The sequence below is a fragment of the Bradyrhizobium sp. SZCCHNR1093 genome (assembly GCF_032381175.1).
GTDB lineage: Bacteria > Pseudomonadota > Alphaproteobacteria > Rhizobiales > Xanthobacteraceae > Bradyrhizobium.
The window spans coordinates 203,252-217,238 of sequence record NZ_JAUHJJ010000003.1; the positions used below are offsets into that span (position 1 = coordinate 203,252).

Sequence of the window (13,987 nt, forward strand, 5' to 3'; positions counted from 1 at the left end):
CAGCGATGAGAAGACGTCACGTGAGCATTGAATAGGGCAGGCGACGCCTCTTTCTTGATCTTGCGCTGCGGTATAGATACGGCAGACTGACCCGTAAATGGGCAGCTGCTGGAGAGCGCATCCATGTCGCCGCAAACCATGAGCGAGGAAATCCGTCCCAACCGCGCCGCCGAGGCGCAGGCCATGGAGGAGGATGCGCGGCTGCGGGACGATATCCGGCTGCTCGGCCGCATCCTCGGCGATACGGTCCGCGACCAGGAAGGCGCCGAATTGTTCGACCTCGTCGAGCGCATCCGCCAGACCTCGGTGCGCTTCCACCGCGACGAGGACCGCCAGGCGCGGCGCGAGCTGGAGCAGATCCTCGACGGCATGACGACGGCTGAGACCGTCCGCATCGTCCGCGCCTTCAGCTATTTCTCGCACCTCGCCAACATTGCCGAGGACCAGAACAACATCCGGCGCATGCGTGCCAAGAGCGACTCCAATGGCGGGGCCGGCATGCTGGCGGCGACGCTCGCTCACGCCAAATCCGCCGGGTTCGAGGCTTCCGATCTGCGCAAGTTCTTCTCGACGGCGCTGGTCAGCCCGGTCCTGACCGCGCACCCGACAGAGGTGCGGCGCAAGAGCACGATGGATCGCGAGATGGAGATCGCGATGCTGCTCGACCGCCGCGAGCGGATGCAGCTGACGCCGGATGAGCGCGAGGCCAATGACGAGGCGCTGCGCCGCGCCGTGCTGACCTTGTGGCAGACCAATCTGCTGCGCCGGACCAAGCTGACGGTGCTCGACGAGGTCACCAACGGGCTGTCGTTCTACGACTACACGTTTCTGCGTGAGGTGCCGCGTCTGCTGTGCTCGCTCGAGGATCGGCTCAATGACGGAGGGGAGGTGGCGGGCGATCTCGCCTCGTTCCTGCGCATGGGGAGCTGGATCGGCGGCGATCGCGACGGCAATCCGTTCGTCACCGCCGAGGTGATGCGCGGAACGCTCAAGCTGCAATCCAGCCTGGCGCTGCACTACTATCTCGAGGAACTGCACCTGCTCGGCAGCGAGCTGTCCATCGCCGCGCATCTCGCCGATGTCTCCGAGGAGCTGCGTGCGCTGGCCGAGCGCTCGCCGGACACGTCGCCGCATCGTCACGGCGAGCCATATCGCCTGGCGGTGTCCGGCATCTATGCGCGCTTGGCGGCGACGGCGAAGAAGCTCAGTATCCCGATCAGCCGCCTTCCCGTGGCGGCGGTGGCGCCTTACGACAGCGTCAAGCAGATGCAGGATGATCTCGACGTGCTGCATCACTCGCTGATCGCCAACAATGCCGAGGTGATCGCCCGCGGGCGGCTGCGGCTGCTGCGGCGTGCCCTGGATTGCTTCGGCTTCCATCTGGCCCGGCTCGACATCCGCCAGAATTCGGCGGTGCACGAGCGCACCGTCGCCGAGCTGATCGACACCGCGATGCCCGGCATGTCCTATATGGCGCTGAGCGAGGATGCGCGGGTCGGCCTGCTTGTCAGCGAGCTGCGCAACGCCAGGCCGCTTGTATCGCAATTCGTCAAGTACAGCGATGAGACCGTCGGCGAGCTCGCGCTGTTCCGCGCCGCTGCCGAGGCGCACGCGACCTTCGGCGCCGACGTGATCCCCCAGTGCATCATCTCGATGTGCAAGGGCATGTCCGACATGCTCGAGGTGGCGCTGCTGCTCAAGGAGGTCGGCCTGATCGATCCATCGGGCCGCTGCGCCGTCAACATCGTGCCGCTGTTCGAGACGATCGAGGATTTGCAGGCCTCCAGCGCCATCATGGACCGCATGCTGGCGCTGCACGATTATCGCCGCCTGGTCGACAGCCGCGGCGCCGTGCAGGAGGTCATGCTCGGCTATTCCGACAGCAACAAGGACGGCGGCTTCGTCACCTCGGGCTGGGAGCTCTACAAGGCCGAGATCGGCCTGGTCGACATCTTCGAACGCCATGGCATCCGGCTCAGGCTGTTCCATGGCCGCGGCGGATCGGTCGGCCGCGGCGGCGGTCCGAGCTACGACGCCATCATCGCCCAGCCCGGCGGCGCGGTGAACGGCCAGATCCGCATCACCGAGCAGGGCGAGATCATCTCCAGCAAATATTCCAACGCCGAGGTCGGACGTAACAATCTGGAAATTCTCGCCGCCGCGACGCTCGAGGCCAGCCTGCTGCATCCGCGGCAGCCGGCGCCGAAGCGCGAATATCTCACTGCGATGGACCGGCTCTCGGAGCTCGCCTTCAAGGCCTATCGGGGCCTCGTCTACGAAACCGACGGCTTCGTCGAATATTTCTGGGCCTCGACGGTCATCAACGAGATCGCCACCCTCAACATCGGCAGCCGCCCGGCCTCGCGCAAGAAAACCCGCGCGATCGAGGACCTGCGTGCGATCCCCTGGGTGTTCTCCTGGGCGCAGTGCCGGCTGATGCTGCCGGGCTGGTACGGCTTCGGCAGCGCGGTCGAGACCTGGATCGCGGAAAATCCGGAGCAGGGCATGCCATTCCTGCGCGAGCTTTATCAGGAATGGCCGTTCTTCCGCATGCTGCTGTCGAACATGGACATGGTGCTCGCCAAGAGCTCGATCGCCATCGCCTCGCGCTATGCCGAGCTGGTCCCGGACGAGGCCCTGCGTGAAAAGATTTTTGGCCGCATCCGGCGCGAATGGAATCTGGTGATCGAGACGTTGCTCGATATCATGGGACAGGAGCGCTTGCTGCAGGGCAATCCGCTGCTGGAGCGCTCGGTGCGCAACCGCTTTCCGTATCTCGATCCGCTCAACCACGTGCAGGTCGAGCTTCTCAAGGAGCACCGCGCGCAGAACCCGGACGAGCAGGTGCTGCGCGGGATTCAGCTGACGATCAACGGCATCTCGGCGGGGTTGAGAAATACGGGATAGCTCGGCTGTAACCACAGACTCTCTGTCGTCCCGGCGAACGCCGGGACCCATAACCCCAGGGAGTAGTTTGGGGCGAATGCGTTGTCGACCTTCGCCTATCACGGCCGCCGCGGCGTATGGGTCCCGGGTCGGCGCCACGACGCACTGCGCGCATCGTGGCTTGCCCGGGACGACAGCGGTGGTGCGACTGATTTGCGGCTCAAGCAGCAAATGACATACGATCTCGTCCTCGCGGCGTTTCGCGCCCGAGTGCATGCAGCGAACATGTCCCTCACGAGAGTGCAAGGGCGCGGGGAATGCCGGGTGAAGGCCTCACCCATGGCCCGCCTGCAGAAAAGAAAGCAGGCGGCAGTCACCACAGGTTCAGCCGAACATCCGGCATTCCCCGCGCGATGTCTTCACGCTTATACGCGATCTCCCCGGTGTGCCGGCTCGTAGACACCGTCGCCCGCGCGATGCGCTGGGCATCACCACGGACTTGACGCCTGCTTCGGGGCGCCAGGACCACGCGATTTCACGTCCGCGGCAAAGCCGTTCGTCCGCGCATCCAGGGACACGCTGCGGCTCAACCGCGGCCATCGCATCCCCGCCTCGCGTGTCGTGACGATCGCGCGCTACGCCCCTTGCATGAGGCGGGATGGCGAGAGAAGAACATGATTTCCGAAAAATAGCAAACGCTTTATTCGTTTCAGAAGGCGAGGTGCGTCCGTTCGTCGGGTCCCGGTCTTGATTCGGACCCGGAGCCGCAGGCAGATGTGGCTGGGCGAGGAGGATTGACCATCGTGCCTCGCACGTCTCCCTGGGGGTATGGGTCCCGGATCTGCGCGCGCGTACCGCGCGCCTGTCCGGGACGACAGTGTGAGTGTGGCCCCATCGTTGACGAGGCATCCCCGCTTTCGCAGGGACGCCTCGTAGCAAGGGCGGTTTTCCGGCCTAACAGATATGCGCGCCCTGCGTCTCCACATAGACCGCATAGAGCGATTGGCTCGCGGTCATGAACAGGCGATTGCGCTTCTTGCCGCCGAAGCAGACATTGGCGCAGATCTCCGGCAGCTTGATCTGGCCGATGCGGACGCCATCCGGCGCGAAGATGTGGACGCCGTCATAGCCTTCGCCGACCCAGCCGGCGCCGACCCAGATGTTGCCGTCGATGTCGACCCGCAGCCCGTCCGCGAAGCCCGACTTGCCGTCGAGCGTCATGTCGATGAACGCCTTCGGGTTCGCCAGCTTGTCGCCATTGACGTCGTACTGCCAGATCACGTTCTTGGCGTTCGGATAGTGCGTGATGCCGGTGTCGCAGACGTAGAGCTTCTTGTAGTCGTGGCTGAAGGCGATGCCGTTCGGCTTGAACGGCTCGTCCGCGACCTTGGTGATCGCGCCGGACTGCGCATCGACGCGGTAGACGGCTTCCTTCTGGAACGGCTGATTGGAGCCGTTGCGGGCGTTCTGCCCTTCATACAGGTTGATCGAGCCGTAGCCGGGATCGGTGAACCAGATCGACTGGTCGCTGGGATTGACGACCATGTCGTTCGGGCCGTTGAGGGGCTTGTCGTTCGCCTTCTCCGCGAGAACGGTGACCGAGCCGTTGTGCTCGAAGCGGACGAGGCGGGTCCGCTCGGCCGTGATCTGCCGCCCTTCATAATCGAAGGTGTTGCCGTTCGATTCGTTCGATGGCTTGCGGAACTGCTGGGAGATGTGGCCGTCGTCGTCGAGATAGCGCAGTTGTCGGTTGTTCGGGATGTCGCTCCAGACCAGATACTGCGCCTGCGCGTTCCAGGCCGGACCTTCCGCCCACAGGCAGCCGGTGAACAGACGCTTGATCGTGGTGTTGCCAACCTTGGCCTTGAAGCGCTTCTCGTCGATCACGACGATGTCGGGATCCGGATAGCGTTGCGGCTGCGCGCCCGGTCCGAAATCGCGGGCACCGGCCGGCGAGACTGCCGCTGCCGCCGCGGCAAAGCCGGCGACGCCCTTGAGGAGCATGCGCCGGTCGAAGCCGTCAGTTCCGGCCGGCGAATCCTGCGTGATGTCGTGTCGTGCATTCGTCATCTATGTCCTCCCGACTTTTGTTGGGAGGCGACCATACGACGAAATCATGGCGGCGCGCGGGTCGTTTAGACAAAAAACAACTTGAGATGGTGTGCGCTGCAAGCGGATTTTGGCGCTGCAAATCTCAGATCGGGTCCCAGCCGAACACGTCGGCGGAACGATCGAGCTTGTAGAACGACGGCTTCAGTGCCGGCATGCCATGCTCCGCAATGGTCTGCGGCGTCCAGCCTTCGCCGCGGTGCACCGAGCGTAATGGGCGCGACTGGCTCATCAGGAAGATCTCGTTCATGCGAACGGCGAAGATCTGGCCGGTGACGTCTTTCGAGGCATCGCCGAGCAGATAGGCGACGACGGGCGCGATCTTCTCGGGCCCCATCCGCTTCATGCGTTCGACGCGTTCCTTCTCGGCCTCGGTCTCCGCCGGGATGGTGCCGATCATGCGGCTCCAGGCAAACGGCGAGACGCAATTGGAGCGCACGTTGAAGCGGCCCATGTCGAGCGCGATCGACTTCGACAGGCCGACGATGCCGAGCTTTGCCGCGGCGTAGTTGGCCTGGCCATAATTGCCGATCAGGCCTGAGGTCGAGGTGAAATGGACGAAGGAGCCGCTCTCCTGCTCGCGGAACAGCCGCGCGGCGGAGTGAGCGACATAGAACGAGCCCATCAGGTGGACCTTGATGACGGCCTCGAACGCCTCGATGCTCATCTTGTGGAAGATCATGTCGCGCAGGATGCCGGCATTGTTGACCACGCCGTCGAGCTTGCCGAAGTGGTCGGTCGCGGCCTTCACGATCTTGCTGGCCGGGATCGCTTCGGACACGCTCTCGAAATTCGCCACCGCCGTGCCGCCGCGCTTCTTGATTTCCTCGACCACTTCCTCCGCCGGCGCTGCGCTGGTGCCCGAGCCGTCGGAGGCGACGCCGGGATCGTTGACCACGACCTTGGCGCCTTCGGCGGCGCACAGCAGCGCGATCTCGCGGCCGATGCCGCGGCCGGCGCCGGTGACGATGATGACTTTGTCCTGGAGCGATTTGGTCATGGGGAGGTCTCCTTGTTTTGCCCCGTCATTCCGGGCTGGTGCGCAGCACCAGACCCGGAATCTCGAGATTCCGGGTTCGCGCTTTCGCGCGCCCCGGAATGACGGTGGTTATCTTTCGTTCGTAAAAATAATCGTCCCTGACGCGGCGAACATGCCGCCGACGCCGTGACACACCGAGATCTTGGCTCCGGGTACCTGCGCCGGGGCGATGCCACGCATCTGGCGCACGCTCTCCTGCAACGCATACATGCCGTACATGCCCGAATGCATGTAGGACAGGCCGCCGCCATTGGTATTGAGCGGCAGCTTGCCGCCGGGACGTGTGTGTCCGGCAGCGATGAACGGGCCGGTCTCCTCATGCGGCATGAAGCCGAGATCGCCGAGCCCGAACAGCGGCAGATGCGCGAACGCGTCGTAGATCATGAGATGGTCGACGTCGGCATGGCCGATGCCGGCCTCCTTGAAGGCGAGGGGGCCCGCGACCTTGAAGGCACGCGACGAATTGAACGTCTCCATCTGGCTGACCATCGGCGTCTCCACGCTTTCGCCGGTGCCGAGAATATAGACTGGCCTCTGCGGAAAATCCTTGGCTCGATCGGCCGAGGTCAGGATCAGCGCGCCGCCGCCATCGGTGACGAGACAGCATTGCAGCAGCCGGAACGGATAGGCGATCATGCGCGAGTTCAGCACGTCGTCGACGGTGATCGGGTCCTTCATCATCGCGCGCGGGTTCTTTGCCGCCCATTCGCGCTGTACGACCGCAACCATCGCCAACTGCTCATGGGTGATGCCGTAGGTCTTCATGTAGCGCAGCACGGGAATCGGGAACATGCTGGGTGGCCCGTACACGCCGAACGGCGCCTCGAACTGGCCCTGCAGGCTGTCCGGCGGGATCGAGCGCGGCAGCTTGCCGATCATCGATTTGCCGCTCTCGGCGTGGGTGATCAGCACGGTCTTGCATAGGCCGGCTTCGATCGCAGCCGCGGCGTGGCGGACATGCAGCATGAAGGAGCAGCCGCCGACCGAGGTGCCATCGACCCAGGTTGGTGTGATGCCGAGATAGTGGCAGATCTGCTGCGGCGTCTCGACCGCGGTGGCGAAGCCGTCGATGTCCGACAGCTTGAGCCCGGCATCGGCGATCGCATTCAGCGCCGCGTCCGCATGCAGCTGGATCTGCGACATCGTCGGGATGATTCCGAGCTCGGTGGTCTCGGCGGCGCCGACCACGGCAACCTGGTTTCGACGCATGGCGCTATCCTTTCGCCGGCCGGAACAGGGGCAGGGTGATTTGTTCGTCGAGCGGCTCGAAAGTGACTTCGAGCGGCATGTCGAGCTCCAATGCCTCCGGTGTCTGGGGGCAGCCCGTGATGTTGCTCATCATGCGCGGGCCCTCTTCGAGCGCCACGACGGCAATGGCGTAGGGCGGCGTGAAGCCGGGCGCCGGGGGACGATGGTTGATGACGTAGCTGTAGAGCGTGCCTTTGCCCGTGGCCTTGAAGACGCTGACCTTGCGGCTGGCGCAGGCCGGACAGAACGGGCGCGGCGGGAAGTAGACGTGGGCGCAGGCGTCGCAGCGCTGCAGCCGCAATTCGCCAGCGCGGGTGCCGTCCCAGAAATGCTGCGTCTCGGGTGTCGGTTTGGGGCGTGCACGCATCGGCTCGGCCATCCCGGTTGATCCTCCCTGCGGCGGGCTCCGTCGCCCGCTCCTTTGCATCCGTGATGCGCCATTTGACGCAGACGCGTCAACGGTCCATCACGCTACGCATGCGGCCCTCCGGGAGGCGCAGAGGTGTTTGGACGGCAATTGCCGCCTGATGAAAATTGGTCTTTGATGCCGCAAGTATGATCGGAGACGAGATGAAGCTGCGCGACATCGCCCATTCCAGGACCGGCGACAAAGGTGATACCTCGAACATCTCCGTCATCGCCTACGACGCCAAGGATTATCCATTGCTGCTCGCACAGGTGACGGCCGAGCGGGTCAGGGCCCACTTCGCCGGCATTGTCCGGGGCGAGGTGGTCCGCTATGAGCTGCCCAACATTGCGGCGCTGAATTTCGTGATGAGCCGGGCGCTCGGCGGCGGGGTGACCCGCTCGCTGGCGCTGGATGCGCACGGCAAGTCGCTGAGTTCCGCGCTGCTCGATATGGATATCGCGGCCGATGCCGCAGACATGCGATAGGACGCCATGACCGCTTCAATTCCGACCCTGGCCGCGCTGGCCGACGATCTCGCCGCCGGCCGCACCACCGCGCGCAAGCTGGTGGAGGAGTGTCTGGCCCGGATTGCCGATCCCGCCGGCGAGGGAGGGCGCGCCTTCATCCATGTCGACGAGGACGCCGCGCTGGCGGCCGCCGACGGCATGGACGCGCTGCGCAAGGCCAATGCCGCGCCGTCGCCTTTCGCCGGCATTCCGGTCTCGATCAAGGATCTGTTCGACATCAAGGGCCAGGTGACCCGTGCCGGCTCGCGCGCGCTCGACGACTCCGCGCCGGCCGAGGCCGATGCGCCTGCCGTGGCGCGGCTGCGCCGGGCCGGCTTCGTCGTGATCGGCCGCACCAACATGACCGAGTTCGCCTATTCCGGCATCGGCATCAACCCGCATTACGGCACGCCGAAGAGCGCCTGGAAGCGCGAGGTCGGCCATGTCCCCGGCGGCTCGTCGTCGGGCGCCGCCGTCTCGATCGCCGACCGCATGGCCTATGGCGCGCTTGGCACCGACACCGGCGGCTCCTGCCGCATCCCCGCCGCCTTCAACGGCATCACAGGCTTCAAGCCGACGCAGGTCCGCGTGCCGCTCGACGGCGGCGTGCCGCTGTCGACCACGCTCGACAGCTTTGGGCCGCTCGCCAACACCGTCGCATGCTGCGCGATCCTCGACTCGGTGCTGGCCGATGAGCCGATCCGGCCGCTGGCCGCGCGACCGGTGAAGGGCCTGCGGCTCGCGGTGCCCACGACGATCGTGCTCGACGAGCTCGATGCCGAGGTCGCCGAGACCTTCGAGCGGGCACTGGAGACGCTGGCGAAGCAGGGCGCGCTGATCGAGCGCATCGAATTCCCTGAATTCCTCGACGTCGGCCTCATCGGCGCGAAGGGCGGCTTTGCCGCGGCCGAGAGCTACGCCTGGCACCGCTTCCTGCTGACCGCCAAGGGCGACGTCTACGATCCGCGCGTCTCCGTCCGCATCCTGCGCGGCGAGGCGATCACGGTGCCGGACTACATCGAGATGCTCAACGCCCGCCGCTCGCTGGTGAAGCGCACCGCTGCGCGCATCGCGCCCTACGACGCGCTTGTCATGCCGACCACCGCCAACACGCCGCCAAAAATCGCCGATCTCGCCGACGACGCAGCCTTCGCCCGCGAGAACATCCGCGCTTTGCGCAACTGCACCTTCATCAACATGATCGACGGCTGCGCGATCTCGCTGCCGGCGCACCGCCATGGCGAGGTCCCCGTCGGCCTGATGCTGGCGCAATCCGGCGGCAATGACCGCAAGCTGCTGGAGATCGCGGCGGGGGTCGAGGGCGTGGTGCGGGGCTGAGGCGGCCGCGGGGAGCAGCGTTGTCTCTGATCGAGTTTGCTCTACCCCGGAAAACGGGTGGCGCTGGACCAGCCTGATGGCCACATTGCTTGCATGATCAAGGCACGCAAGATGACTCCATCGTCGCCCGAACCCACGCCGCGCCCCAACGCGGTCGACTGGGCGATGGTGGAACGCGACCTCGATGCGCGCGGCTGCGCCGTGTTGACGCAGTTGCTCTCGCCCGACGACTGCCGCGCGTTGGCGGCGCTCTATCCGGACGACAGTCGCTTTCGCAGCCGCGTGGTGATGGCGCGGCATGGCTTCGGGCGCGGCGAGTACAGATATTTCAGCTATCCGCTGCCGGATCCGATCGCTCGGCTGCGGCCGCAGCTCTATGCGCATCTGGTCGCGATCGCCAATCGATGGAACGCGACGATGGGGATCGATGTGCGATATCCCGCCGAGCACGACGATTTTCTCGCGCGCTGCCACCAGGCCGGCCAGACCAGGCCGACGCCGCTGCTGCTGCAATATGTCGAGGGCGACTACAATTGCCTGCACCAGGACCTCTATGGCGAGCACGTGTTTCCGCTGCAGGTCGCGATCCTGTTGTCCGAGCCGGGGCGTGATTTCGAGGGCGGCGAGTTCGTGCTGACCGAGCAGCGGCCGCGCATGCAGTCGCGGGCCGAGGTCGTGCCTCTCAGGCAAGGCGATGCCGTGGTGTTCGCGGTCCACAATCGTCCGGTGCAGGGCACGCGCGACAGCTACCGAGTCAACATGCGCCATGGTGTCAGCCGGCTGCGCGCCGGCCGGCGCCATACGCTGGGCGTGATCTTTCACGATGCGAAGTGAGGCGCATGACGGCGGATCTGTTCGATGGACTCGCGGCGGCAGGACCGGCCCGCGAGCAGCTCGCGCCCGGCGCGGTGCTGCTGCGCGGCTTCGCGCGGCCGCAGGAGGCAGAGCTGATCACCGCGATCGAGACGATCGCGGCGCAGGCGCCGTTCCGCCGCATGGTGACCCCGGGCGGCCATCAGATGTCGGTCGCGATGACGAGTTGCGGCGCGTGTGGCTGGGTCACGGATCGCAGCGGCTACCGCTATGATGCTGTTGATCCGGACAGCGGCCAGCCATGGCCGGCGATGCCTCCGCTGTTTCATCAACTTGCCGAGCAAGCCGCAAGCGAGGCCGGCTTCGCAGGCTTTGCGCCCGATGCCTGCCTGATCAACCGCTATGAGCCGGGCGCCAGGATGTCGCTGCATCAGGACCGCGATGAGCGTGACATCGGCGCGCCGATCGTCTCGGTGTCGCTCGGGCTGCCCGCGACCTTTCTGTTCGGCGGGCTCAAACGCACCGACAGGACGCAACGCTATCGGCTGGTCCACGGCGACGTCGTCGTCTGGGGCGGGCCGGCGCGGCTCGCATTTCACGGCGTTGCGCCGCTCGCCGACGGTGAGCATGCTCGGCTCGGCCGCCGGCGCATCAACCTGACCTTCCGCCGAGCGCGGTAGTCCTGGCCGGTCTGTGACCTTCCTCGTTTTGCAACGGGCATCCTTGGCTCTATGCTGCCCCCGGGAGAGGGGCCATGAGCACTGTCGAACTTGCGGAGGAGCGAGCGCCGGCGGCGACGCGAATAGGACTTCACCTTGCGCTGCTGCAGCTGGTGTTCACGCTGCTGTGGACGACCTATGTGATCTATCTGCCGAAGCTCGCGGCCCAGGCCGGCATCGCGCCCTCGGCCGTCGTTATGATCCTGATGCTGGACCAGGCGATCTTCACGCTCTCGGATACGGCCATGGGGATCGCGGCCGATCGCATCGGGCGCGTCGCCGCGCGGTTCGGTCTCTTCGTCGGCCTGCTGGCTGCGGTATCCTGCGCCGCCTTTGTCGCGCTGCCTTTCGTGGCGGCGTCGGCGGGTCCAGCGGTCTTCATCGGACTGATCGCGATCTGGGCGCTGACCTCCTCGGTGTTGCGCGCGCCGCCCTTGACCCTGCTCGGGCGCCATGCGGCCCGGCCGGCCATTCCGTTCCTGGCAGCGCTGGTCATGCTCGGCTATGGCGTGGCCGGCGCCGTGTCGCCATATCTCGGCGTGATCCTGCGCGACTACGATCCGCGATTGCCGTTCGTCATCTCATCGGCGGTGCTGCTGCTGACCGCGCTCGGTCTCGCGCGCATCCCGCAGGATGCCGGTCCGGCCGCGCAAGCGCCGGCCAAGCCCGAATCCAAGCCCGAGCCCAAGCCGCTGCGGGGATTGCCGCTACTGTTCATTGGCGCCATGGTGATCCTCGCGCTCGGCTACCAGCTGCATTTCAGCATCAACAGCTCGGCGTTCTATCTGCGCTTTGCCAAGCCGGAGGACCTGCCCTGGCTGATGCCGGTATTCTGGATCGGCTTCAACCTCGTGCTGTTTCCGGCCAGCGTCGTGGTGAAGCATCGCGGCGGGCTGATCGTGATGGGCATCGCGGGCCTGCTGGGCGCACTCGCCATCGTCATTGCCGAGCTCGCGGGCGCGCTGAACGTGCTGATCGTGGCGCAGTTCATCGCCGGTGCGGCCTGGGGCTGCATGATGATGAGCGCGATCTCGGCGGCGCTTGCGATCGGATCGACCGGCGCCGAAGGCAAGGTGACCGGCCTCGTGTTCTCGGCGCTCGCGCTGGCGACGTTCGCGCGCATCGCCGCCGTTGCCGGCGGCCTGCAGAAGCTGCCCGACTATGCGCCGCTGGTGCAGTGGGCGCCGGTCGCGTGCTGGCTCGTGGCCGGGGCCGGCCTGCTGGCGATGGCCGCGGCCGGATTGCAGGGACGCCGCGCGTCCCCGCCGTAAGCTCGATCAGTGCCCTCAGGGCTTCGGCGGATGGATGAAAGCCCAGGGCGAGACCTCGCTGTCGCGAGGCACCTCGATATCGATCAGATACGGCCCGCCATGGGCGAGCGCGGTCTCCAGCGCCGACTTGAACTGGTCGGGTGAGGTGACCTTGCTGGCGGCGACGCCGAAGGATTCGGCGAGCCTGACGAAATCCGGATTGACGAGGTCGGAGGCGACGACGCGGCCGTCGAAGCGCTCGCGCTGGTCGCGCCGGACATTGCCATAGGCATTGTTGTTGAACACCAGGGTGACGACGCCGATGTTGTATTGCACGGCGGTCGCCAATTCCTGCACGGCGAACATGAAACCGCCGTCGCCGGTGATCGCGACGACAGGCCTGTCGGGATGCGCGACCTTGGCGCCGAGCGCGGTCGGAAAGCCGGCGCCGAGCGTGCCCTGATAGCCCGAGGTGATGAAGGTGCGCGGCTCGTAGACCGGAAAGCCGTACCAGGAGGCGAAGCCGACTTGTGACAGCTCGTCGGTGACGATGGCGTCTTTCGGCAGCACCTCGCGCAGCACGTTCAGATAGGCCATCTGCGGTTGCACCTGCTGGATCTCCTGCAAGGTCGCAGCGCTGGCGTCGCGGATGGACGCGCGACGGCCTGTTGTCTTGCGATAGCCCGCTTTGCTGACGGCGGCCGCGAGCGCGGCCGTGCCCGCCTTGGCGTCGGCGACGATGCCGGCATCGACGATCAGGCGCCGCATCTCGGCGGGATCGATGTCGATGCGGATCGACTTCAGGCCATCCGGCTTGAACGGCCAGCGGAACGTAGTCGGCAGCTCCATGCGGGTGCCGATGCCGATCATCAGATCCGTGGTCGGCCACAACTTGTAGGCCGCGGCCATGGTGAGCCCGAGCTCGTGCGCATTGGAGACGATGCCGCGCCCGGAGCGGAAGGCGACCACCGGCGCGTCGATCATCTCGGCGAGCTCACGGATTTCCTCGCGCGCCTCGATCGCGCCGGCACCGACGAAGATCATCGGCGTCTTCGCAGCCGTGATCAGCGCGGCGGCCTTGGCGATGCGGTCGGGATCGGGCTGCGGCGGCGCGAACGGAGCCAGCGGCTTTGCGGCGGCCGTCTCAGCCTTCTGCGTGAACACGTCCCAGGGCATTTCCAGCGCCGCGGGGCCGCGCCGCCCGGACATCATCTCTTGAAAGGCGCGCGACACGAGCGTCGGCGCGCTGTCGGGATATTCGATGCGCTCGGCCCATTTGACGAAGGTGCGCAAGGTCGCGAGCTGGTCTGGCATCTCGTGCAGATGGCCGCGGCCACGGCCGAGATAGTCGGTCGGCACCTGGCCCGTGAGGCACAGCACCGGCTCATTGCAGCCGAAGGCGGTGAGCAGCGCAGCACCAGCATTCAGCACGCCGGGACCCGGTACGACGCTGAACACGCCGGGCTTGCCGCTGGCGCGCGCATAGCCGAACGCCATGTAGCCGCAGGCCTGCTCGTGGCGGGCGCCGACGACCTTGAGCTGCGCCTGGTGGAAGGCGTCGAACAGGCCGTAGACCTGCGCGCCGGGCAGGCCGAACACGGTGTCGACGCCGTGGGCGACGAGCCCGCTGACGATGGCTTCGCCGCCGGTCATGGTGGTCATGCTGACAT

The 13,987-nt window shown here is 66.2% G+C and carries 11 protein-coding genes; 6 read left to right on the forward strand and 5 right to left on the reverse strand.

The features are described from left to right. The first annotated feature begins 123 nt into the window (after positions 1-123). Positions 124-2,907 carry a phosphoenolpyruvate carboxylase gene (ppc, locus tag QX070_RS12010; protein WP_315737263.1) on the forward strand — a complete coding sequence of 928 codons (2,784 nt, stop codon included), beginning with the start codon at positions 124-126 and terminating at the stop codon, positions 2,905-2,907. 933 nt (positions 2,908-3,840) lie between these two features. On the opposite strand, the gene QX070_RS12015 is transcribed toward ppc, so the two are convergent. The 4 genes from QX070_RS12015 to QX070_RS12030 form a co-directional block, all read right to left on the reverse strand. Continuing rightward, complete coding sequence (locus QX070_RS12015; protein WP_315737264.1) at positions 3,841-4,956, reverse strand: SMP-30/gluconolactonase/LRE family protein; 1,116 nt, start codon at positions 4,954-4,956, stop codon at positions 3,841-3,843. Positions 4,957-5,080: 124 nt separating this feature from the next. Next, the gene (locus QX070_RS12020; protein WP_315737265.1) at positions 5,081-5,995 is read right to left on the reverse strand and encodes an SDR family oxidoreductase; all 915 of its coding nucleotides are present in this window, start codon (positions 5,993-5,995) and stop codon (positions 5,081-5,083) included. A gap of 108 nt (positions 5,996-6,103) precedes the next feature. After that, a complete protein-coding gene (locus QX070_RS12025; RefSeq protein WP_315737266.1) occupies positions 6,104-7,243 on the reverse strand; it encodes a thiolase C-terminal domain-containing protein in 1,140 nt (379 codons plus the stop codon). 4 nt (positions 7,244-7,247) lie between these two features. Beyond that, positions 7,248-7,661: a Zn-ribbon domain-containing OB-fold protein gene (locus QX070_RS12030; protein ID WP_315737267.1), complete on the reverse strand. Its 414-nt coding sequence runs from the start codon at positions 7,659-7,661 to the stop codon at positions 7,248-7,250. Between the two features lie 191 nt (positions 7,662-7,852). Between QX070_RS12030 and QX070_RS12035 the strand changes: the two genes are divergently transcribed. From QX070_RS12035 to QX070_RS12055, 5 genes are all read left to right on the forward strand, one after another. Further along, positions 7,853-8,176, forward strand: coding sequence for a hypothetical protein (locus QX070_RS12035; RefSeq protein ID WP_315737268.1), 324 nt, complete (start codon positions 7,853-7,855; stop codon positions 8,174-8,176). Between the two features lie 6 nt (positions 8,177-8,182). Beyond that, on the forward strand, positions 8,183-9,535 hold the full coding sequence (locus QX070_RS12040; RefSeq protein WP_315737269.1) for an amidase: 1,353 nt from the start codon (positions 8,183-8,185) through the stop codon (positions 9,533-9,535). A 165-nt stretch (positions 9,536-9,700) separates the two neighbouring features. Further along, positions 9,701-10,369, forward strand: a complete 669-nt coding sequence (locus QX070_RS12045; RefSeq protein ID WP_409998889.1) for a 2OG-Fe(II) oxygenase — start codon at positions 9,701-9,703, stop codon at positions 10,367-10,369. Between the two features lie 5 nt (positions 10,370-10,374). Further along, positions 10,375-11,028: a DNA oxidative demethylase AlkB gene (gene alkB, locus QX070_RS12050; protein WP_315737271.1), complete on the forward strand. Its 654-nt coding sequence runs from the start codon at positions 10,375-10,377 to the stop codon at positions 11,026-11,028. Between the two features lie 74 nt (positions 11,029-11,102). Then, positions 11,103-12,338: an MFS transporter gene (locus QX070_RS12055; protein WP_315737272.1), complete on the forward strand. Its 1,236-nt coding sequence runs from the start codon at positions 11,103-11,105 to the stop codon at positions 12,336-12,338. A 15-nt stretch (positions 12,339-12,353) separates the two neighbouring features. On the opposite strand, the gene QX070_RS12060 is transcribed toward QX070_RS12055, so the two are convergent. Beyond that, positions 12,354-13,979 carry a thiamine pyrophosphate-dependent enzyme gene (locus QX070_RS12060; RefSeq protein ID WP_315737273.1) on the reverse strand — a complete coding sequence of 542 codons (1,626 nt, stop codon included), beginning with the start codon at positions 13,977-13,979 and terminating at the stop codon, positions 12,354-12,356. Positions 13,980-13,987 lie beyond the last annotated feature (8 nt).

What these genes read in the sequence shown, in the direction of transcription:
- alkB (WP_315737271.1), top strand. Translation starts at nt 10,375, where the DNA reads ATGACGGCGGATCTGTTCGATGGACTCGCGGCGGCAGGACCGGCCCGC.
- QX070_RS12030 (WP_315737267.1), bottom strand. Translation starts at nt 7,661, where the DNA reads ATGGCCGAGCCGATGCGTGCACGCCCCAAACCGACACCCGAGACGCAG.
- ppc (WP_315737263.1), top strand. Translation starts at nt 124, where the DNA reads ATGTCGCCGCAAACCATGAGCGAGGAAATCCGTCCCAACCGCGCCGCC.
- QX070_RS12055 (WP_315737272.1), top strand. Translation starts at nt 11,103, where the DNA reads ATGAGCACTGTCGAACTTGCGGAGGAGCGAGCGCCGGCGGCGACGCGA.
- QX070_RS12060 (WP_315737273.1), bottom strand. Translation starts at nt 13,979, where the DNA reads ATGACCACCATGACCGGCGGCGAAGCCATCGTCAGCGGGCTCGTCGCC.
- QX070_RS12040 (WP_315737269.1), top strand. Translation starts at nt 8,183, where the DNA reads ATGACCGCTTCAATTCCGACCCTGGCCGCGCTGGCCGACGATCTCGCC.
- QX070_RS12015 (WP_315737264.1), bottom strand. Translation starts at nt 4,956, where the DNA reads ATGACGAATGCACGACACGACATCACGCAGGATTCGCCGGCCGGAACT.
- QX070_RS12045 (WP_409998889.1), top strand. Translation starts at nt 9,701, where the DNA reads ATGGTGGAACGCGACCTCGATGCGCGCGGCTGCGCCGTGTTGACGCAG.
- QX070_RS12020 (WP_315737265.1), bottom strand. Translation starts at nt 5,995, where the DNA reads ATGACCAAATCGCTCCAGGACAAAGTCATCATCGTCACCGGCGCCGGC.
- QX070_RS12035 (WP_315737268.1), top strand. Translation starts at nt 7,853, where the DNA reads ATGAAGCTGCGCGACATCGCCCATTCCAGGACCGGCGACAAAGGTGAT.
- QX070_RS12025 (WP_315737266.1), bottom strand. Translation starts at nt 7,243, where the DNA reads ATGCGTCGAAACCAGGTTGCCGTGGTCGGCGCCGCCGAGACCACCGAG.